Origin of the sequence: Lentzea sp. NPDC051838 (assembly GCF_040681245.1) — a bacterium.
Taxonomy (GTDB): Bacteria; Actinomycetota; Actinomycetes; order Mycobacteriales; family Pseudonocardiaceae; genus Lentzea.
In genome coordinates this window covers 60,647-80,280 of the sequence record NZ_JBFAYI010000013.1, presented here as the reverse complement: position 1 = coordinate 80,280, position 19,634 = coordinate 60,647, and the positions used below count along the sequence as shown (strand labels likewise).

16 protein-coding genes are annotated in these 19,634 nt (G+C 67.6%); 6 read left to right on the top strand and 10 right to left on the bottom strand.

The features are described from left to right. Positions 1-32: 32 nt before the first annotated feature. Entirely contained in the window at positions 33-878 is an 846-nt protein-coding gene (locus AB0M24_RS26255) for a Dyp-type peroxidase (protein ID WP_363773051.1), read from the bottom strand. A 47-nt stretch (positions 879-925) separates the two neighbouring features. On the opposite strand from AB0M24_RS26255, the gene AB0M24_RS26250 reads away from it, so the two are divergent. Both AB0M24_RS26250 and AB0M24_RS26245 read left to right on the top strand, forming a co-directional pair. Then, positions 926-2,140: a right-handed parallel beta-helix repeat-containing protein gene (locus AB0M24_RS26250; protein WP_363773048.1), complete on the top strand. Its 1,215-nt coding sequence runs from the start codon at positions 926-928 to the stop codon at positions 2,138-2,140. Then, positions 2,137-2,787 (top strand): hypothetical protein, encoded by a 651-nt coding sequence (locus AB0M24_RS26245; protein ID WP_363773045.1) that lies wholly within the window; start codon positions 2,137-2,139, stop codon positions 2,785-2,787. The genes AB0M24_RS26250 and AB0M24_RS26245 overlap by 4 nt, the downstream gene beginning before the upstream one ends. Here AB0M24_RS26245 and AB0M24_RS26240 read toward each other — a convergent pair. Genes AB0M24_RS26240 through AB0M24_RS26220 form a run of 5 tightly spaced genes read right to left on the bottom strand, consistent with a single transcriptional unit; the run spans position 2,765 to position 7,861 of the window. Continuing rightward, entirely contained in the window at positions 2,765-3,643 is an 879-nt protein-coding gene (locus AB0M24_RS26240; protein ID WP_363773042.1) for a ribokinase, read from the bottom strand. The genes AB0M24_RS26245 and AB0M24_RS26240 overlap by 23 nt on opposite strands. Continuing rightward, positions 3,640-4,557: a substrate-binding domain-containing protein gene (locus AB0M24_RS26235; protein WP_363773039.1), complete on the bottom strand. Its 918-nt coding sequence runs from the start codon at positions 4,555-4,557 to the stop codon at positions 3,640-3,642. Before AB0M24_RS26235 ends, AB0M24_RS26240 begins: the two co-directional genes overlap by 4 nt. Positions 4,558-4,587: 30 nt before the next feature. Then, positions 4,588-5,493, bottom strand: coding sequence for an ABC transporter permease (locus tag AB0M24_RS26230; protein ID WP_363773036.1), 906 nt, complete (start codon positions 5,491-5,493; stop codon positions 4,588-4,590). Continuing rightward, on the bottom strand, positions 5,490-6,899 hold the full coding sequence (locus AB0M24_RS26225) for a sugar ABC transporter ATP-binding protein (RefSeq protein ID WP_363773033.1): 1,410 nt from the start codon (positions 6,897-6,899) through the stop codon (positions 5,490-5,492). Before AB0M24_RS26225 ends, AB0M24_RS26230 begins: the two co-directional genes overlap by 4 nt. Beyond that, the gene (locus AB0M24_RS26220; RefSeq protein ID WP_363773030.1) at positions 6,896-7,861 is read right to left on the bottom strand and encodes a LacI family DNA-binding transcriptional regulator; all 966 of its coding nucleotides are present in this window, start codon (positions 7,859-7,861) and stop codon (positions 6,896-6,898) included. Before AB0M24_RS26220 ends, AB0M24_RS26225 begins: the two co-directional genes overlap by 4 nt. A gap of 103 nt (positions 7,862-7,964) precedes the next feature. Here AB0M24_RS26220 and AB0M24_RS26215 point away from each other — a divergent pair, with 103 nt between their 5' ends. Together AB0M24_RS26215 and AB0M24_RS26210 are read left to right on the top strand one after the other, a co-directional pair. Next, a complete protein-coding gene (locus tag AB0M24_RS26215; RefSeq protein ID WP_363773027.1) occupies positions 7,965-9,893 on the top strand; it encodes a DUF2339 domain-containing protein in 1,929 nt (642 codons plus the stop codon). Between the two features lie 119 nt (positions 9,894-10,012). After that, on the top strand, positions 10,013-11,095 hold the full coding sequence (locus AB0M24_RS26210) for a hypothetical protein (protein ID WP_363773024.1): 1,083 nt from the start codon (positions 10,013-10,015) through the stop codon (positions 11,093-11,095). On the opposite strand, the gene AB0M24_RS26205 is transcribed toward AB0M24_RS26210, so the two are convergent. Then, complete coding sequence (locus AB0M24_RS26205) at positions 11,026-13,149, bottom strand: MMPL family transporter (RefSeq protein ID WP_363773021.1); 2,124 nt, start codon at positions 13,147-13,149, stop codon at positions 11,026-11,028. The two genes, AB0M24_RS26210 and AB0M24_RS26205, sit on opposite strands and share 70 nt — an antisense overlap. A 112-nt stretch (positions 13,150-13,261) precedes the next feature. Between AB0M24_RS26205 and AB0M24_RS26200 the strand changes: the two genes are divergently transcribed. Further along, positions 13,262-13,972, top strand: coding sequence for a TetR/AcrR family transcriptional regulator (locus AB0M24_RS26200; protein WP_363773018.1), 711 nt, complete (start codon positions 13,262-13,264; stop codon positions 13,970-13,972). Between the two features lie 68 nt (positions 13,973-14,040). Here AB0M24_RS26200 and AB0M24_RS26195 read toward each other — a convergent pair whose 3' ends face one another. Continuing rightward, complete coding sequence (locus AB0M24_RS26195; protein WP_363773015.1) at positions 14,041-14,913, bottom strand: NmrA family NAD(P)-binding protein; 873 nt, start codon at positions 14,911-14,913, stop codon at positions 14,041-14,043. An 88-nt stretch (positions 14,914-15,001) separates the two neighbouring features. On the opposite strand from AB0M24_RS26195, the gene AB0M24_RS26190 reads away from it, so the two are divergent. Continuing rightward, positions 15,002-15,613 (top strand): helix-turn-helix domain-containing protein, encoded by a 612-nt coding sequence (locus AB0M24_RS26190; protein WP_363773012.1) that lies wholly within the window; start codon positions 15,002-15,004, stop codon positions 15,611-15,613. Here the strand turns inward: AB0M24_RS26190 and AB0M24_RS26185 are convergent, their stop codons facing one another. Then, positions 15,614-16,618, bottom strand: coding sequence for a hypothetical protein (locus AB0M24_RS26185; protein ID WP_363773010.1), 1,005 nt, complete (start codon positions 16,616-16,618; stop codon positions 15,614-15,616). It abuts the gene before it with no gap. 121 nt (positions 16,619-16,739) lie between these two features. Continuing rightward, complete coding sequence (gene leuS / locus AB0M24_RS26180; protein WP_363773007.1) at positions 16,740-19,517, bottom strand: leucine--tRNA ligase; 2,778 nt, start codon at positions 19,515-19,517, stop codon at positions 16,740-16,742. Positions 19,518-19,634 lie beyond the last annotated feature (117 nt).

Genomic DNA, 19,634 nt, shown 5'->3' with positions numbered 1-19,634 from the left:
TTCCACTGGGAACCGAGGACAGCTCAGTGTGACTAACTCAGCGGCGGAACGCGGAACGCGGCTGAGCTGGTCGTCGTGGCGTAACGCAGAAGTGCGTCTCCATCGACCATCCGATACATCGTGTTCACAAACGTCTCCAGCTCGCGCTGGTACGAGATGAAGAGCAGACCCTCGGCGTAGTTGTAGGAGCGCCGCAGCATCAGACCCGCGCCCGCCATCAGCGGATGCGCTCGCCGGACATGCGCGTCGGCCGGGATCACGTACTCGCCGTCCGGGGTCTTTGCCGACAAGTCGACCTCCTCGCCACCGGACAACGGCACCGCGTCGTGCTTGCGTCGCCCGAACACCCGCTCCTGGTCGGCGACGGGCAACGCCTCGAACGCCGCGAAGTCGAGCTTGATCCGGCGCACGACCGCGATCGTCGACCCGTCCGGCAGCCAGACCTCGCGCTCGAACTCGTCAGCAGTCTTCGGCACGACGATGCCATCCTTGAAACCCAACCCGTTCGTGCGATCGGAGTTGCAAAACCCCTGCTCACGCCACCGCAACGAGCCGGCAGGCCGCAACCGCCCGGCCGCGTCGCGCACGGCCTCGGGATCGTCCCCGCAGATCTGCAGGAACAACGAACCGCCAAGCTCCCGCGGCCGCACCGCGTCACCGGGGAACTCCGGCAACCCGCCGATCCCGTGCCCCCACGTCACCGTCACCGACGAGCTGACCTGCGCAGACGGGGGAACGTCGGCGTCCCACACCGAGATGTCGGCGTGCGGCTGCGCAGGCGTGGCGATGCCCGGCTGCCGTTCAGGCGAGCCGCATCCGCCGAGTAGCCCAAGAGCAGCAGCGCCGTACAGCAGACGGCGGCGTGAGAGTTGGCCCACAGGGGCAGTGTGACAGTAGGCCGAACGGCGCAGTACGGTGACCGGCTGTGCGCGCTCCGTACACCCTCACAGCACTGCTGCTGGTCGCCGGATGCTCGTCGGCGGCATCACCGAAGCTCGGCCCCGAGATCACCGTCCCGGCCCAGCTGAGCACCATCCAGGCCGCCGTGGACGCGGCGCGGGAAGGCGCGACCATCGTCGTGTCGCCCGGCGTCTACAAGGAGTCCGTGCAGGTCAGGACCAAGGGCCTGACGATCAGGGGCACCCAGCGCGGCAGCGTGATCATCGACGGCGAGGTCAAGCGCGCCAACGGGTTCGTGGTCACCGCACCGGACGTGTCGATCCAGAACCTGACCGTCCGCAACCACACGCTGAACGGCGTGCTCGTCACCGGCCTGAACGAGAACGGCGGGATGGGTCGCGGCAGCAACGGCTACACCAAGCTGGACACCCAGAAGTTCCCGCCGTTGCAGGGCTTCCGCGTCTCGTACGTGACGGCGAGCAACAACGCGCTGTACGGCATCTACGCGTTCGACGCCCAGCACGGAGTGATCGAGCAGAGCTACGCGAGCGGCAGCGCGGACTCCGGTTTCTACGTCGGCCAGTGCAAGCCGTGCGACATCGTCGTGCGCGGCAACGTCGCCGAACGCAACGCCGTCGGCTACGAGGGCACGAACGCGTCCGGCCAGATGTACGTGCTGGGCAACAGGTTCAGCGGCAACCGCGTCGGCATGACGTCGAACTCCGACTACCAGGAGGCGTTCGTGCCGCAGGAGGACGCCGCGTTCGTCGGCAACCTGATCTCGGACAACTCCGAGGCGCTTTCACCAGCGCAGGCCGACGGCGCGTTCGGGCTCGGTTTCGGCATCGCGGGCGGCACTCGAAACCTGGTGGCGCGCAACCTCATCACCGGCAACCCCGGCACCGGCGTCGCGCTGGGGTCCAGCGAGGACCTGCCGCCGCTGGACAACTTGTTCCAGGGCAACGTGATCACCCGCAACGGCCAGGACGTCCTGTACGCGGCCTCGAAACGCGCGCCCGGCAGGAACAACTGCTTCGACCGCGAACGCTGCTACGAAGGCGTGGGCGACCCGCTGCCGAAGCCGTCCGCACCGCGCGGAATCCCGTTCAACCAGGTCGCGGCACCACCGCTGCAGCCGGACATGCCCAAGGACCCGTTGCCGGACAAGGCACCGAACGTCGAGAAGTACGGCGTGCCGACCGAGGACCTGTTCTCCGACCGCGCGGCGGTGCGGTCGTGAAGAAAGCCCTGGCTCTGCTGCTGGTCCTGACCGCGTGCGGCTCGACGCCCGACCCGCGCCCGCTCTCGATCCCCGAGGCGGAACGGCTGGCGCTGGTCCGGTTCTCCAACTACACCACCGGAGTCAGTGCGTTCACCGCGTCCGTGCCGTCGCCCGGCGGCAAGCTCGTGCTGGACGGCCGCGTCGACTTCGTGAACCACCTCGGCGCAGCGAGCATGCGCACGGACGGCCGTGACGACGAGTTCTCCAAGGGCGTCCTGCAGTGGAACCTCGGCCGGATGGCGTTCGCCGCGGGCACCGAGCGGGTCGACTGGCAGGTCCGCGATCTGCGGGAACGCGGTTCGGAGCTCGACGGCGCGCTGCGGTTGCTGGTGAACCTCGGCTCGGACCGGCCGGAGAACTCCCAGCTGCTGCTGCAGAGCTCGGCGCGCTGGCTGCGGTCGGACCAGATCGGCGACACGGCCGTCGACGTCTTCGAAGGCCCGAAGCAGAAGGACGCGGCGGAGGCCAGGCTCCGGTACTGGCTCGACGCCGACGGCAAGCTCCGCAGGCTGGAGGCCAAGCTGGGCAGCCAGGAGGAGCTCGCCGTCTTCGACTTCACCGGGTCGAAAGAACCCGTGAAGGTCATCCCGCCACTAGCGAGCTGACCTCGGCGGCCGTGGGGTAGGACGGCTGCGCACCGGCCTTCGTGACGGACAGCGCGGCCACCTTCACCGCGTACTCGGCGGCGACGACGACCCGGTCGCCCTCGGCCAGCCGCGCGGAGAAGGCACCGGCGAAGGCGTCGCCGGCACCGGTCGTGTCGACGACCTTGTCGACCTTGACGCCGGGAATCTCCTTCACGCCGGCAGGAAGAACCACGGCCACACCGCGTTCGCCGAGCGTGACGATCGCCGTGTGCGGGCCGAGCCGGAGCAGGTGGCGCCAGTCGTCCACGAGCTGCGCGGCCTCGTGCTCGTTCACGATCAACGTCGTGAGCTGCCCCAAGGTCTCGGCAGGCAGTTCGGCGACCGGCGACAGGTTCAGCACGGTCTTGACGCCTGCCTTCGAGGCCGCGTCGATCGCGTGGATCACCGTCGGGAGCGGCACTTCCAGCGAACACGTCAACACCTGGGCGCCGTCGAACGACAGAGCGTCCACATCGGACTCGACGACGTCGGCGTTGGCACCGGGGGAAACGACGATGGAGTTCTCGCCGTCCGGAGTCACCGTGATGTACGCGATTCCGGTGGGCCGCGCGGACGTCTTCACCAGCGCGGTGTCGACACCCGAGTCTTCGAGCGACGAGCGCAGCAGCGCGCCATACCCGTCGCCACCAAGGGCACCGATGAGCGCAACGGAAGCACCGACGCGAGCCGCGGCGACGGCGGTGTTCGCGCCCTTGCCACCGGGCAGCACGACGGTGTCACCGCCGAGCGCGGTCTCACCGCCGCCGGGCCGCCTGCCGACCTCGACCACGAGGTCGGCGTTGGCGGACCCGAGAACAAGCAGAGGCTTCGTCACTTCAGGAACTCTGCCACGTTCTGCTTCGTGATGACCTTCACCTCGACGTCCACGACCTGCTGAACGGGCTCGCCCTTGGCGGCCTTGACCGCCTGCTCGACCGACTTCGAGCCGAGCAGCTTGGGCTGCTGCGCGATGGTCGCGACCATGGTGCCGTCCTGGATCGCCTTGAGGCCGTCCGGCGTGCCGTCGAAGCCGACGACCATGACGTCCTTGCCGGCACGGGCGCCGAGAGCCTTGATCGCACCGAGCGCCATCTCGTCGTTCTCGGCGAAGATGCCCTTGAGAGCGGGGTGGCCCTGCAGCAGGTTCGTGGTCTCGTTGAGGCCCTTGGCGCGGTCGAAGTCCGCGACGGCGGTGGCCGCGACCTTGATGTTGCCGCTGTTCAGACCCTGCTCGAAGCCCTGGCCGCGGTCACGCGACGCCGACGCGCCCGGGATGCCCTTGAGGTGCGCGACCTCGCCGGACGTGGAGCGGCCGAGCTCGATGGCCGCGAGGCTGCCACCGGAGACGTTGTTCGAGGCGACCTCGGCGGCGACCTTGCCGTCGACCGCGCGGTCCACCGAGATCAGCGGGATGTTCGCCGTCTCGGCGGCCTTGGCGGCCGGTGCGGACTGCTTGGAGTCGACCGGGTTGATGATGATCGCCTTGACGCCCTGGGTCACCAGCGTCTGCACCTGGTTGACCTGGTTCGTGGCGTCGTTCTGCGCGTCGACCACGATGAGCTTGGCGCCGAGCTGGTCGGCCATCTCCTGCGCACCCTGCTGCAGCTGCACGAAGAACGGGTTGTTCAAAGTGGACACCGCGAGGCCGATCGTGATGCCGCTTCCTCCGGACGCCCCTGTACCGCTGCACCCGGTCGCCAGCAGAGCAGCGGCACCGAGCGTCAGCGCGATCCGTCGGGTCACCTTCATTGGTGTGTTCCTTACCTGTTCCGGGATTTCTCAGCGACGGCGAAGTGAGTCGAGCAATGCGGCGAGAGCGATCACCACACCGATGACGACCTGCTGCCAGAACGGCGGCACTTGCAGCAGGTTGAGGCCGTTGCGCAGGACGGCGAGCACAAGTGCGCCGACCAACGTCCCGGTGGCGCGGCCAACGCCACCGGACAACGACGCACCGCCGATGACAACCGCGGCGATGGCGTCGAGCTCGTAGCCGACCGCTGCCTGCGGACCGGCGGACCCGAGCCGTCCGGCGAGCACGAGGCCCGCGGCGGCGGCGAACAGGCCACTGAGTGCGTAGATCCAGAGCTTCTGCTTGCGGACGTCGATCCCGCTGAGCTTGGCCGCTTCCTCGTTGCCGCCGATCGCGTACATGCGACGGCCGAGGTTGGTGCGGGTCAGGATCAGGCCGGTGACGCCGAAGAACGCGAGCATCAGCAGCAACGGCAGCGGAACCATCGGCGCGAGGTTCGAGCCGAGGAACGTGACCAGCGCGTCGGTCTCGTGCGGCTGGCCTTCGGAGAACACCAGCGTCAGACCGCGGGCGACGCTCAGCATGGCCAGCGTGGCGATGAACGGCGGCAGCTTGCCGTAGCTGACCAACGCGCCGTTCACGAGTCCGCACAACGCACCGACGACGAGGCCGATCGGTCCGGCGGTGAGCGCGCCGACCATCGCGGCCAACGCGGCGATGCTGCCCACTGAAAGGTCAATACCGCCCGCGACCACCACGAACGTCATGCCGAACGCCATGATCGCGATGACCGCGGCCTGCACGCCGACGTTGAGGAGGTTCTGCGCGTTGAGGAACGCCGGCTGCAGGATCGCGATGACCAGAGCGAGGATCAGCAGCCCTGCGAGGGCGCCGTTCTCGCTCGCGTACTTGCGAATGCTGATCGTGGTCATGCCGAAATCTCCTGCACGGCGAGTGCCATCACCTGGTCTTGGGTCGCGCCCTTGGGCAGCTCACCGGCCACTCGGCCGTGGGCCATCACGACGACGCGGTCGCTCATCCCGATCACCTCGGGCAGGTCGCTGGACACGAGCAGCACGGCCCGGCCCTGCGCGGTCATCCGGTTGATCAGCTCGTAGATCTCGACCTTGGCGCCGACGTCGACGCCGCGCGTGGGCTCGTCGAGGATCAGCACCTTCGGGTCGGCCAGCAGCCATTTCCCGATGACGACCTTCTGCTGGTTGCCGCCCGAGAGCTCCTTCACGGGCTGCTCGACGCGGCCCTTGATCCGGAGCTTGCCCGCGATGTCGTGCAGGCGTTGGGAGTCGCGGTTCTCCAGCGTGGCCAGCTCCAGGTTCTCGCCGACCGTCGCGGTCAGCACGAGGCCCTGGCCCTTGCGGTCCTCCGGCACGAGGCCGAGACCTGCCTTGATCGCGGCCTGGACGTTCCCGCGCGGCAACGGTTTCCCGTCGACCTCGACCGTGCCGTGGTCGTAGCCGTCGACGCCGAACGCCGCTCGCGCGACTTCCGTTCGTCCCGCGCCGACCAGACCGGCGATGCCGACGACCTCGCCCGCGTGGACCTCGATGGTGATGTCGCTGAACAGGCCGCGCTTGGTGAGGTTGCTGATCCGGAGGAGCGGCTGGCCCGGACGCTGCTGTGCGCGCGGGTACTGCTCCTCGATCGGACGGCCGACCATAAGCTCGATCATGTGCTGAGTCGTTGCCCTAGGCCCGAGGACGCCCACGCTGCGGCCGTCGCGCAGGACCGTGATCCGGTCGGCGATGCGCTGGATCTCGTCGAGGTGGTGGGTGATGAAGACGAGCCCGACGCCGTTGCGCCTGAGCTGGGCCATGATCTGGAGTAGCCGGTCGGTCTCGGTCTCCGTGAGCACCGCGGTCGGCTCGTCGAGGATCAGGACGCCGGCGTTCTTGTCGAGCGCGCGGGCGATCTCGATCATCTGCTGCTGAGCGATGCCGAGGTCCTTGACCTTGGCGTTCGGGTCGACGGTCAGCCCGACCCGCTCGAGCAGCTTCGGTGCCCTGCGGCGCATCTCGGCGCGGTCGACGAACCCGTACCTGCGCGGCAACCGGTTCAGGAACAGGTTCTCCGCCACGCTCAGCTCGGGAACGAGCGCGAGCTCCTGGTGGATGACGGCGAGACTGGCTTTGCCCTCGATGGTTCCCGCGTCATGGCTGTGGATGCCCGCGAGCACTTTGACCAAAGTGGACTTGCCGGCACCGTTCTCGCCCAGCAGGACGTGCACCTCGCCCGCGTTGATGTCGAGGTCGACGCCGTCCAACGCCTTGGTCGCGCCGAACTGCTTCGTAATGCCACGGGCCGTGATCAGCGTCTTCACAGCTCGGCCTCCCCGCACGAGCCGCGCAGCACGAGCTTCGCGGTGAGGCGGACGTCGTCGGGCTGCTGGCCGTTGATCAGCGCGAGCAGGCTGCGGGCGGCGGCACGGCCCATCTGCACGGTCGGCTGTGCGATGACCGTGATCGGCGGGTCGAGCAGCGGGAACCACGGCTGGTCGTCGAACACCGCGATGGCGATGTCGTGCGGAATCTGCAGGCCGCGGGCCCTGATCTCGCCCAACGCGCCGAGGCCCATCAGGTTGTCCATCACGACCAGCGCGGTGGCGCCGTCGTCGATCAGCTTCGCGGCGGCCTGGCTGCCGCTCTCCTGCCGGAAGTCGCCGTGCACGACGCTGGCGACACCCCCGAGGGCGGCGGTGAGCACGGCCGTTCGTTCTCTTCCAGTGGAGGTGTCCGGCGGTCCCGCGATCACACCGATGCGGGAGTGGCCGGCGCCGACGAGCCGCCGGGCGAGCGAGGTCAGTGCCTCACTGCCGTCGGCGCGGACGACGGGGCATGTGGCGCCCCTGACCGTCCGGTCGAGCAGGACGAGCGGTACGCCGCCTGCGCTCACTTCGCGGACCAAGCTCGGGTCGTCGGTCGCGGGGCACAGCAGGAGGCCGTCCACCCGGCGGTCGAGCAGGGTGCGCACGTAGGTCGCTTCCTGCTCGGCGCTCTCGTCGGCGTTCCCGATCACGACGCAGTAGCCGTGTGACCGGGCTTCGTCCTCGACCGCTCGGGCGATCTCGGCGAAGAACGGGTTCAGCAGATCGCTGATGACCAGACCGAGGGTCTGGGTGCTGGTGGTCCTGAGGGATCGCGCCAGGGCGTTGGGCCGGTAGCCGAGCTCCTCGATCGCCGCGAGCACGCGCTCACGGGTCTCCGGGGTCGGTGCGGCATGGCCGTTGAGCACGCGCGACACGGTCGCCGTGGAGACGCCTGCGTGTTGCGCAACGTCCTTCATGGTCGTCACGGCGCAGTAGTTAATCGATTACACATGTATCTAGTCAAGCCGGATGAGTAGGTGTACGGATGTCACTTGGCGTGTCCTGCCTCACCATGATCACATGGACGGACAGGATCGCCTCGGGGACGAGCAGCGCCTCGCGCTGGAGCTCGCTGCCATCGGGCAACGGCTGGTGACGATCAGCTCTGAGCTTCGCTCGAGCTCGGTGGCGACCGCGGCGACCGCCGTGGCCGAGGCGGTGGCACCGCCTGCCCCGATGCCGGTCCAGGCTCCGCCACCTCAGCAGATGCCGGTGCAGGGTGGGGCGCCGCAGCCTCCGAACCCGTGGTCGCAGGCCGCCTCCACCCAGCTGCCGCCTCCTCCGCAGTTCCCTCCGCCTCCGCAGCAGCAGTGGATGCAGCCCCCACCACCTCCGCAGGTGCCGTGGCAGCCGCCCCAGCCGCGCGAGACGTTGTTCGAGAAACTCGGCAAGGACGGCGCGGGCTCGAAGCTGCTGGCCTGGGTCGGTGGCGCGATCACCGTGCTCGGGTTCGTGCTGCTGCTGATCCTCGCCATCCAGCGCGGCTGGCTCGGCCCGATGCCGCGCGTCATCGGCGGCGCGGTGTTCAGCGGCGCGTTGATCGGCATCGGCATGTGGCTGCACCGCAACCCGGCCGGGCGCACCGGGGCGTTCGCCTTGGCCGCCACCGGTTTCGCGGGCCTCTACCTCGACGTCATCGCCGCCACGAGCCTGTACGAGTTCCTGCCTCCCGGCGTGGGTCTCGTCGTCGGACTCGGTGTCGCGGCCTCCGGTGTCGTGCTCGCTCTGCGGTGGGACTCGCAAACGCTCGCGGTCGGTGTCGTCGCAGCGTGTGCCATCTGCTCGCCGATCTTGACCGACGGCTTCACGGTGATGCTGGTCGCGTTCCTGCTGGTGCTGAAGATGGCCAGCACGCCGGTCCAGATCCAGCGCAACTGGCCCGGTCTCGCGATCGCCGGTGGCTTCCCGCCGCTCATCGCCTCGCTGCTCGCGACCGCCAACGCCATCCCCGCCGACTTCGAGTGGACCGTCGTCGGCGTCGCCGGGGCCACGACCGTCGTCGGCATCCTGGTCGCGCTGCTGACCATCCGGAAGCGTCCGGACGACATCGTCGCGGTCGCGCTGATCGCCGGCTCGGCGCTGCCCGCGATGTTCGCGACCACGCTGCTCGACGACCCGGCCAACTCGATCCTCGCCGGTGCCGTCGCCGCGGTGCTGCTGGCGATCTGGATGGTGCCCGACCTGCCGCGCGGCTTCACCACGGCGGCCGGCGCGACCGGCATGCTCGCGTTGTTCCAGACGACGGTGATCGCTCTGGACGGCAACGTGCGAACGGCGATCGTGCTGGCCGAGGCGGTGCTGCTGGCGTTCCTCGCGGCGCGCCTGAACAAGAAGAGCGCTCTGGTCGGGTCGATCGTGTTCGGTGCCGTCGGGTTCCTGATGGCGATCGGGGACGCCGTGCCGCTGACGTGGCTGATCGAGGAACCCCGCTACGTCGTCGTCACCTCGGGCGACTACGCGGCGGGCCTGGTCACGGCGCTGGTGCTCGGCATCTACGCGGCCGTCGCGCCGTGGGCGGCCCTGAAGATGCAGGTGCTGCGTCAGCCGGCCCGCCACCCGTTCCCGTGGATCCTCGCCGGGCTCGTGCTGCTCTACGGCGCGGCGGGTGCGGTGCTGTGCGCGGCGCTGCTGGTGTCGCCGGACGAGAGCGGGTTCCTCTTCGGACACTCGGTCGTCACCGTGTCGTGGACCGTGGCTGCGTTGTTCTTGCTGGTCAAGGGCATCAACAACAAGGCGCTGCGGATCTCCGGCCTGATCCTGGTCGGCGCGGCGGTGCTCAAGCTGGTGCTGTTCGACCTGGCCGCGCTCGACGGCGTGGCGCGCGTGCTGGCGTTCCTCGGTGCCGGTCTGGTGCTGCTCACCGCCGGCACCCGTTACGCCAAACTGGTGGCCTCCGTGAAAAATCCGGATTCATATGAATCCAAACCAGCTGCTCCGCCGTCCTACTGAGTGACGACCGTGCCCGCACCGCCGTCGCGGGCACGGTCGTACTACAACCAGGCAAAGATTTCCCTCGACAGGGTGACGGAAGTAGATCGAAAGCACCCGGAAGTGGTCCCATCGGGCGTATGGCAAAGCCACGCCTCGTGGCCGCGGTTCTAGCGCTCTCAGCGGCTTTCGCGGCGATGGGTGTTCACCAAGGGCACGAGTACACGACCACCAGTTCCGCATCGGTGTCGCCGCGTGCGTTCGTGGTGGGCAAGACAGGTCTCGTGCAGGTCGTCGACACCAGAAGCGGCGCAGTGCTCGCGCGTGCGGACACCGGCGGCCGCGCGACGGGTGTCGCGGTGTCCCCGGACGGCCAGCGCCTCTACGTGATCAACGGCTGGACCGGCGCGATCACCGTGGTCGACCCGTTCACCGGCGCCGTCCTCGACCGGATCTTCACCCAGGTCCAGCTCTCGCACGCGGCGATGCGCCCGGACGGCCAGCGGCTCTACGTCTCGGCCAGCGGCGGCGTCGCGGTGGTCGACCCGCAGAACTTCCGGCTGGTCGCGGCGGTGAAGGTCAACGGGCAGCCGGAGGGCCTCGCGGTCCACCCGAACAACAAGATCCTCTACGTGGCCAACGCGCAGGACGGCACGGTCGGCATCGTCGACACCGCCACCGCGTTCCAGACCTCGGCGGTCCAGGTCGGCGGCCTGCCCCAGTTCCTGGCGCTCTCGCCGGACGGCAAACGCCTCTACGTGAGCAGCATGCGGCTCGGGCAGAAGACGCCCGGCACGCTGTCGGTGATCGACACGACCACGAACGAGGTCGTCGGTTCGCTTCCCGTCGGCAGGGGAGCGGGCAGCATCGCCGTCACCCCGGACGGCGCCACGGTCTACCTCGCGCTGCCGAAGGAAGGCTCGGTCGCCGTCGTCGACGCGGCCACGATGACGTTGCGCTCGCGGTTGCCGATCGACACGCAGGGCGTCGCCATCGCGCCGGGAGACCCGAGGGTCTTCTTCGCGACCGGCGCGACGACGACGGTGCTCGACAGCTCGAACGCGGTGCTGGCCACGTACCGGATGAAGTCGGGCGAGCTGCAGGAGACGAGGCCGCGCCAGTTCGACGCGGCCATGATCGCCTTCGCTTCCGGTCAGCCGACGCCGACGGGCTCGCGGATCTCGTCGTCCCAGTCGTCGAAGTCGTCGACCGGCTCGTCGTGAAGCGCGAGGCGTTCCTGGATCTTCTTGAGCGGACCGGGTGACCACCACGCGGCGTTGCCCAGCAGCTTGAGCACGGCCGGCACCAGCAGCATCCGGACCACGGTGGCGTCGAGTGCCAGCGCGAGGATCATGCCGACGCCGACGAACCGCATCATCGCGACCTGCGAGAACGCGAACGCGCCGGTGACGACGATCAGCAGCAGTGCCGCCGAGGTGATCACCCGGCCGGTCTTGGCGAGGCCCGTGCTCACCGCCTCCTCGGTCGTCGCGCCCTGACCGCGGGCCTCGACCATCCTGCTGAGCAGGAAGACCTCGTAGTCCGTGGACAGGCCGAAGACGATCGCGGCCATCAGCACGACGATGCCGGACTCGAGCGGGCCCGGCGTGACACCGAGCAGGTCGGCGCCGTGGCCCTCCTGGAAGATCCACACCAGCACGCCGAACGTGGCGGACAGCGACAGCGCGCTCATCACGACGGCCTTGATCGGCAGCACGACCGAGCCGAACGCGAGGAACATCAGAATCAGCGTCGCGCCGACCAGCAGCCCGATCATCAACGGCAGGCCGTCCGCGATGGCGTCGAGCGAGTCGCTGACCTTGGCGGTGTTGCCGCCGACCAGCACCTCGGCGCCGGCCGGCTTCTCGAGTGCGCGAACGTCCTTCAGGGCCTGCTTCGACTCGCTGCTCAGCGCGTCGTGCTCCAGCCCTGCAGCCGCGACCGTGACGCCCTTGTCCGCGCCCATCGGCCGGACCTCGCCGACGCCTTGGACGTCCTTGACCTTGGCCAAGTAGTCGTTGACAGCGGCCTGGTCACCGCCCTTGACGACGATCTTGAAACCGGTGTTGGAGAGCGCTGAGAAGTTCTGGTTGATCGTCTCGGTGGCGACGCGGACGACGTTGCCCTCGGGCAGGACCTTCTCGGTGACCTGGCCGAACTGGACGTTCAGGAACGGCGCGCCGAGTGCCGCGAGCACGGCGATCAGCGGGATCGCGAACAGCAGCGGCCGCTTCATGACCTTGCCGCTCAGGCTGCGCCAGCCGCGTTCGCTCGGCTCCTTCTTGCGCCACGGCATGGCGAGCTTGTCGACCCGGTGGCCGAGCACGCCGAGCAACGCGGGCAGCAGCGTCAGCGACACCAGCGCGGCGATCGCGACCGACGACATGCCGCCGTACGCGAGGGACTTCAGGAAGCCGTGCGGGAAGATCAGCAACCCGGCCAGTGCGATGACCAGCAGCGTTGCGGAGAACATGACGGTACGGCCTGCTGACGCGACCGTGCGGCCGACCGCCTGCTCGGTGGTGCGTCCTTGTGCGAGCTCCTCGCGGAACCGGCCGACCATGAACAGGCCGTAGTCGATCGCCATGCCGAGGCCGAGCAGCGACGCGACGTTGACGGCGAACGAGTTGACCTCGGTGAAGATCGCGATGCCGTGCAGCACGCCGAGCGCGCCCATGATCGCGAGGCCACCGACGACGACGGGGAGTGACGCCGCGACCAGGCCACCGAAGATGATCACCAGCAGCAACAGGACCAGCGGCAGCGAGAACATCTCCGCGCGCGTCAGGTCTTCCTGCGACATGTCGTTGATGGCCTTCTGGGTGGGCACGAGCCCACCGACCTGCTGGCTGAAGCCGTCGATGCCGAGCTGCTTCTCGATGTCCGCGAACTGCTTGATCTGCTCGTTCGAGTCACCGCTGGTGAGCGTGATGACGACCAGCGCCTGCTTCTTGTCGTCCGACGGCACCGGCCCGTTGGCCTTGAGCACGTCCTTGCTGGGGAAGCCGCTGATGTGGTCGGCGATCTTCTTCAGCTCGAGCGGGTTGGTGAAATCGCCGGAGTAAATGACGATCACGTCACCGTTCTGCCGCCCGAACGCCTCCTCGGCTACCTTGTCGGCCCGCGCCGCCTCGCTGGAAGGAGCCTCGTAACCACCCTGGCTGAGCTTGTCGAACACGCCCAAGCCCCACACGCCGCCGAGCACAGCGAGCAGTACGGTCGCGATCAACACCACCCACCGGCGGCGATAGGCGATAGATCCCCACTTGGCGAACATGGACGACGGCCTCCTGGGTTACCGTTCTGTGAATCCCGTGAACTCTTGTAAACACCGTTCACTGAAACCGTACGGGGCCGTGGACGGGGTCTACAACCCGATGGAGTGACATATGACCGAGGCCACTCGCCGAGAACGACTCCGCGCAGAAACCGAGCGTGAGATTCGGCAGGCGGCCCGCGCCCTTTTGGTGGAACGCGGCCGCGACGCAGTGACCCTGCGTGCGATCGCACGCGAGCTGGGCATCACCGCGCCCGCCTTGTACCGCTACTACGACTCCCACGACGCGCTATTGCGTCAGCTCTGCGACGACATCTGCGCGGACATGGCCGCGGCCCTGTACGCGGACCTGTCGCTCGAGACCGGACACGTGGGATGCAAGGTCAGGGCGGTGTGCCGAGCCTTCCGCCGCTGGGCCCTGGCACACCCGCAGGAGTTCGCGCTGGTGTTCGCCTCACCCCGAGACCCGCTGGGCGCCGACCAGTTCGGCTCGGTGTTCCTGCAGCTGGCCGGGCAGCTGATCGCCTCGAACCTGGTCGCCACCCACGCGGACGACGACGTGCCCGAGGTGCTGCACGAGGACCTGGTTCGTTTCCAACAGGTTCTGGTGGACGCGGTGTCCGAGCACGGCGTCTCGATCGGCGAGGACATCCTCAACCTGGGCAAGATCTACCACGTCGTGCAGTCGTGGGTGCGGCTGTACGGGCACGTGGCGCTGGAGGTGTTCGGGCGGTTCCCGTTCGCGGTGAGCAACCCGGAGCCGATGTTCGACAGCATGCTGGACCAGATGCTCACGGACATCGGCTTCAGTGATGACTCCTAGAAGCAAGAGCTGGGTTTGCCTGCAAGTCGGCCTTCGGCTGACTTGCAGGCAAACCCAGGACGACAACGTCAGCTGACGTTCTCGCGCACGAAGTCACGCACGTACTCGCGGAACGTGCGTGGCGGGCGGCCGAGCAGCGTGGTCATCACCTCGACCTCGGCCGGGTTCGTCGGGAACGGCGCGGCGCTCAGCAGCTCGAAGCTGCTGATCCAGTCCGCGAGCTTCTGCCCCGACAGCCTCTTCGCGAACGCCTTGCGCCACTCTGGGTCGTCACCGGTGTAGCGAACCTCGCGCCCGAGCTCCTCACCCCAGATCCGCGCCGACTCCACACCGTTCAACGACTCGGGGCCGACGAGCTGGTACGCGCCGGCCGCGAAACCGCTGTCGGTGAGCGCGTTCGTCAGCACCTCGGCCGCGTCCCGGATGTCGACCCGGTTGACGCCCTCGGGATGCAGGGGCGTCGGGAACGTCCCGGCGAGGATGTCCTCCAGGAACACCTCGTCGTTCTGGTCGAAGTTCATCAGGCTGACCATGGCCGGCTTGGTGTCGGTGCCAGCCAGGAACGCCGCCAGCTTCAGCTTGCCGACGTAGGCGGGAATCGCCTGGAACGCCGCCTCGCGCGCGGCCGGGTCCTCGATGTGGAAGCCGCCGAAGACCAGCCGAGCCCCGGCCCGTTCGACCTCCTGGCCGAACGTCGTGGCGATCTCGATCTCGTTCGTCTCGTGCGGTGACACGTAGAACGCCGAGTCGACACCTTTGACGGCGCTGCGCACGGCGTCGCGGTCGGCCAGGTCGCCCTGCACGACCTCGACGGTGTCAGGCAGGTTCGCCCGTTCCTTGTCGCGCACCAACGCGCGCACGTCCACCCCTCGGCTCAACGCCTCCTTCAGCACCAGGCCACCCACGGTTCCGGTGGCTCCGATGATCAGTGCCTTGGTCATGTTCCCCTCCGTTGACTTTAAGTCAATGACTGCTAATCAACGAATACTCCTTCGCTGACTCGCAGTCAACGAGTGCTAGCGTTGGGGCATGACCCGAGCCGCCACCGCCGCAGCCACTCGCGAAAAAGTGCTGGTAGCGGCACGTGAGCTGTTCATCACGTCTCCGTACGACGAGGTGAAGGCAGCGGACATCGCACGGGCAGCCGGCGTCGCGCACGGGTTGGTGTTCCACCACTTCGGCAGCAAGCAGGGCCTCTACCAGGAGGTCGTGTGCTCCATCGGGCGCGAGATGCTGGACCTGCACGTCAGCGACCCGGCAGTGCCGTTGGGGAAGCGCGTCCGCCAGTCGCACGCGGCACATCTGGCCTACCTGGCGGCGCACCGGGACCTGGCGTTGAACCTGGTGCTGCGGCCGTGGGGTGCGGAGGAGCCGTTCGACCAGGTGCGGGACGACGGCAACCGGAGCCTGTGCGAGAACCTGGGCCTGGACTTCGAGCGTCCGGCGGTGAGGGCCGTGCTGCGGATGTACACGACAGCGGCCGATCAGCTGGCGCGCGACTATCTGCTGGGCGAGCACCCGTTCGACCAGGACGTGGTCGTGGAGATGCTCATGACTGTGCTCGCCGGAGCGTTGCGGGCGGCACGGATGGCCGACCCGTCGCTCGATGTGGAGCAGGTGTTGAAAGAGCTCGCGGAATGACTATCGGATGAAAAAGTCTTCGTAGCCGAATGACGTCGAACCGCTCTGCCGAACTGTCACGATGAGTTCCATCGCACCCTTTGCGATGCCCTCTGGAACGGTGAACGACACTTGAAATCGTCCGTCTTGATCTGCTTGGCCTTGCCCGAGCTCAAGTGTGTCGTCGTAGATGGTGACTTTTTCCGTCGCAGTTGAGGTACCGACTGTTCGCGTCACGTTGGAGGTCGTTGTCGAGGTCTCTCCGTCGTTGGTGTAGACGGAGATCACTGCAAACCTTTCGGCGCCTTTTCCGCTGAGGACGACTCGAGTGCCCGGTGGGCCGTTGTCCGGCGAGAGTGAAACGGAGATTCCAGCCGCGTTGTAGAGGGCGACCAGCGACGCCACGAGTGAAGCCACCCCGATGAGGGCACCGACGAGGGTCCACACCTTGGACGAACGGACCTGCTCCCGAACCGTTGGCTGGCGGTCCTTGAACTCGATCTTGGTTTCACCCAGGTGGTGAACGGTCCGCTCCTCCAAGCCCCCGACGTCCGGGAGCCCCTCGGTGAGAAGCTGAACCACCACGGACTGACCAGGATTGAGCAGGTCTGGACCGAGCCGGAGCTCCGCCCCCGACACCGAGTGCTCGAAGCCGGCTCCCGCACCGGGCGTGACGACGATCTTCGGCACTGCCTTGATCGGAACACCTAGGTCGATCACAGCGGGCCGCGACTTGTCGAACTGAGAGGACATGACGGCGTGACTGCCGGTGTTCTCAACGGAGATCGTCACCAGATAGGGATCCTTCAGATCCTCGCCCTGATATCTGACCTCGATGTCCTTCGTACTCCCGGAATCTCCGGACAGCAATGACACGGGAGGCAGGACGAAGTAGGTGAGCCTCCGCTTCGGCGGAAAAACCGCCTTTCGGGCGTAGTACACACCGATACCCGTCACCGAAATTCCCACAACGGCCACCAGCAATGTGACCAGGTTGAATCCGATTCCACCGCTGAAGAAGCCCACGCCGCAGCCTCCGATGCCGCCATCAGCCGTCAGGCATCACGTCGCTTGGCGTGGAGAATCTGTTACCGGGCGAAAAAGCAGGGGCTGGCGCTGTCCCTGAGACAGCGCCAGCCCGACAGAACTACAGAACTACGTTCACCAGGCGGCCGGGCACCACGATCACCTTGCGCGGCTCACCACCGGCGACCAGCTCGGCGATCTTCTCCTCGGCCAGTGCCGCCGCCTTGATCTCGTCCTGCGAGGCAGAAGCGGAGACGACGACCCGCGAGCGGACCTTGCCGTTGACCTGGATCGGGTACTCGACCGTGTCCTCGACCAGGTACTGCTCGTCGGCGGCCGGGAACGGGCCGTGCGCCAGCGTGCCGTCGTGACCCAGGCGGGTCCACAGTTCCTCGGCCACGTGCGGGGCCTGCGGGGCCAGCATCAGGACCAGCGGCTCGGCCAGCGTCCGGGGGGTGCCGCCGGAGTAGTGCTTGGTGACGTAGTTGTTCAGCTCGATCAGCTTCGCGCCCGCCGTGTTGTATCGCAGGTTGGCGTAGTCGTCGTGCACGCCCGCGATCGTCTTGTGCAGCAGGCGCAGGGCTTCCACCGAAGGTTCCTCGGAGGTGACGCGCAGAGAGCCGTCGGTCTCGTCCACCAGGTTGCGCCACAGACGCTGCAGGAACCGTTGTGCGCCAACGACGTCCTTGGTCGCCCACGGGCGGGAGACGTCCATCGGGCCCATCGACATCTCGTAGAACCGGAAGGTGTCGGCGCCGTACTTCTCGCACATCTCGTCCGGCGTGACGACGTTGTTCAGGCTCTTGCCCATCTTGCCGTACTCGCGGTTGACCTCCTGGCCGTTGTGGAAGAACTTGCCGTTCTCCTCCACGACCTCGGCCGCGGGCACGTAGATGCCACGCTCGTCGGTGTACGCGTACGCCTGGATGTAGCCCTGGTTGAACAGGCGGCGGTACGGCTCGTCGCCGGTCAGGTGGCCCAGGTCGAACAGGACCTTCTGCCAGAAGCGCGAGTACAGCAGGTGCAGCACCGCGTGCTCGACGCCGCCGATGTACAGGTCGACGCCGCCGGGGTCGGTCGGGCCGTGCTCGGCCGTGCGCGGGCCCAGCCAGTACTTCTCGTTCTCCGGGTTGACGAACCGCTCGGTCTCGACCGGGTCGACGTAGCGCAGCTGGTACCAGCACGAACCCGCCCAGTTGGGCATGGTGTTCGTGTCGCGGCGGTAGGTCTTCACACCGTCGCCCAGGTCCAGTTCGACCGTCGTCCACTCACCGGCGCGCGACAGCGGCGGCGACGGCTCGGTGTCCGCGTCCTCCGGGTCGAACGTGCGCGGCGAGTAGTCGTCGACGTCCGGCAGCTCGATCGGCAGCATCGACTCGGGCAGCGCGATGGCGGTGCCGGCCTCGTCGTAGACGACAGGGAACGGCTCGCCCCAGTAGCGCTGACGGCTGAACAGCCAGTCGCGCAGCTTGAACTGGACGGTGCCGTGGCCGTGGCCGTTCTCCTCCAGCCACCCGATGATCGTCTTCTTGGCGTCGTCGATAGCCATGCCGTCCAAGAAGCCGGAGTTCACGGCAGGTCCGTCGCCGGTGTAGGCGTCGCCCTCGAAGCCTTCCGACGGCTGGACCGTGCGGATGATCGGCAGCTCGAACTTCGTGGCGAAGTCCCAGTCGCGCTGGTCCTGGCCCGGGACGGCCATGATCGCGCCGGTGCCGTAGCCCATCAGCACGTAGTCGGCGATGTAGACGGGGATTTCCTTGCCGTTCACCGGGTTCGTGGCGTACGCCCCGATGAAGACGCCGGTCTTCTCCTTGTTCTCCTGACGGTCCAGTTCGGACTTCAGGGACGCCGCGCGCCGGTACGCGGCGATGTCTGCCACGCGATCGGGCGTCGCAATCTGGTCCACCAGCTCGTGTTCCGGTGCCAGGACCATGTAGGTCGCGCCGAACAGCGTGTCCGGACGGGTCGTGAAGACCTCAATGTTCTCGTCTCCCACCGCAAATCGGACTCGGGCACCGTGCGAGCGCCCGATCCAGTTGCGCTGCATGGCTTTGACCTTGTCCGGCCAGTCCAGCCGGTCCAGGTCGTCGATCAGCCGGTCCGAGTACGCGGTGATGCGCATCATCCACTGGCGCAGGTTTTTCCTGAACACGGGGAAGTTGCCACGCTCACTGCGACCGTCCGCGGTGACCTCTTCGTTCGCCAAGACAGTACCCAGTCCGGGACACCAGTTGACGGGCGCCTCCGACAAGTAGGCCAGGCGGAATTCGCCCAAGATCCTTTGCTGGTCGGCAAAAGACAGCTCAGACCACTTGCGACCGTCGTCGATCAAGCGCTCGCCGGACTCGAACTGCGAGATCAACTCGGCGATCGGACGGGCCTTGCGCGCGTCGACGTCGTACCAGGAGTTGAAGATCTGCAGGAAGATCCACTGGGTCCACTTGTAGTACTCGGGGTCGATCGTCGAGATGCGGCGCCGCTCGTCGTGGCCCAGCCCCAGCCTGCGGATCTGGCGCAGGTACGTGTTGATGTTCTCTTCGGTGGTCTTGCGCGGGTGCTGACCGGTCTTGACCGCGTACTGCTCAGCGGGCAGGCCGAACGCGTCGAAGCCCATGGTGTGCAGGACGTTGCGGCCGTTCATGCGGTGGTAGCGCGCGAAGACGTCCGTGCCGATGAAGCCCAGCGGGTGGCCGACGTGCAGGCCCGCGCCGCTCGGGTACGGGAACATGTCCTGCACGAACAGCTTGTCGTTCGGGACGTCGCCCTTGAGCGCACCGACGGGGTTGGGCGCGTAGTAGGTGCCGTGCTGCTCCCAGTACCGCTGCCACCGCTCCTCGATCTGGTTCGCCAGGTCGGCGGTGTAGCGGTAGGCGGGAATCTCCGCCGCGTCCGTGCTCATCTCAACGTCCCTCTCACGTCTGTTCCTGCCCCTGACATGACGAAACCCCCAGCCCAGAGAGGGCATGGGGGCTGCCGCGCCGACCGTCTTGCGATCAGGTCTGCGCGGCTAGATAAG

Excerpts from the sequence above, each read along its gene's own strand:
- AB0M24_RS26210 (WP_363773024.1), top strand. The coding sequence starts at position 10,013 with ATGGCAAAGCCACGCCTCGTGGCCGCGGTTCTAGCGCTCTCAGCGGCT.
- AB0M24_RS26200 (WP_363773018.1), top strand. The coding sequence starts at position 13,262 with ATGACCGAGGCCACTCGCCGAGAACGACTCCGCGCAGAAACCGAGCGT.
- AB0M24_RS26215 (WP_363773027.1), top strand. The coding sequence starts at position 7,965 with ATGGACGGACAGGATCGCCTCGGGGACGAGCAGCGCCTCGCGCTGGAG.
- AB0M24_RS26235 (WP_363773039.1), bottom strand. The coding sequence starts at position 4,557 with ATGAAGGTGACCCGACGGATCGCGCTGACGCTCGGTGCCGCTGCTCTG.
- AB0M24_RS26205 (WP_363773021.1), bottom strand. The coding sequence starts at position 13,149 with ATGTTCGCCAAGTGGGGATCTATCGCCTATCGCCGCCGGTGGGTGGTG.
- AB0M24_RS26195 (WP_363773015.1), bottom strand. The coding sequence starts at position 14,913 with ATGACCAAGGCACTGATCATCGGAGCCACCGGAACCGTGGGTGGCCTG.
- AB0M24_RS26190 (WP_363773012.1), top strand. The coding sequence starts at position 15,002 with ATGACCCGAGCCGCCACCGCCGCAGCCACTCGCGAAAAAGTGCTGGTA.
- AB0M24_RS26230 (WP_363773036.1), bottom strand. The coding sequence starts at position 5,493 with ATGACCACGATCAGCATTCGCAAGTACGCGAGCGAGAACGGCGCCCTC.
- leuS (WP_363773007.1), bottom strand. The coding sequence starts at position 19,517 with ATGAGCACGGACGCGGCGGAGATTCCCGCCTACCGCTACACCGCCGAC.
- AB0M24_RS26220 (WP_363773030.1), bottom strand. The coding sequence starts at position 7,861 with ATGAAGGACGTTGCGCAACACGCAGGCGTCTCCACGGCGACCGTGTCG.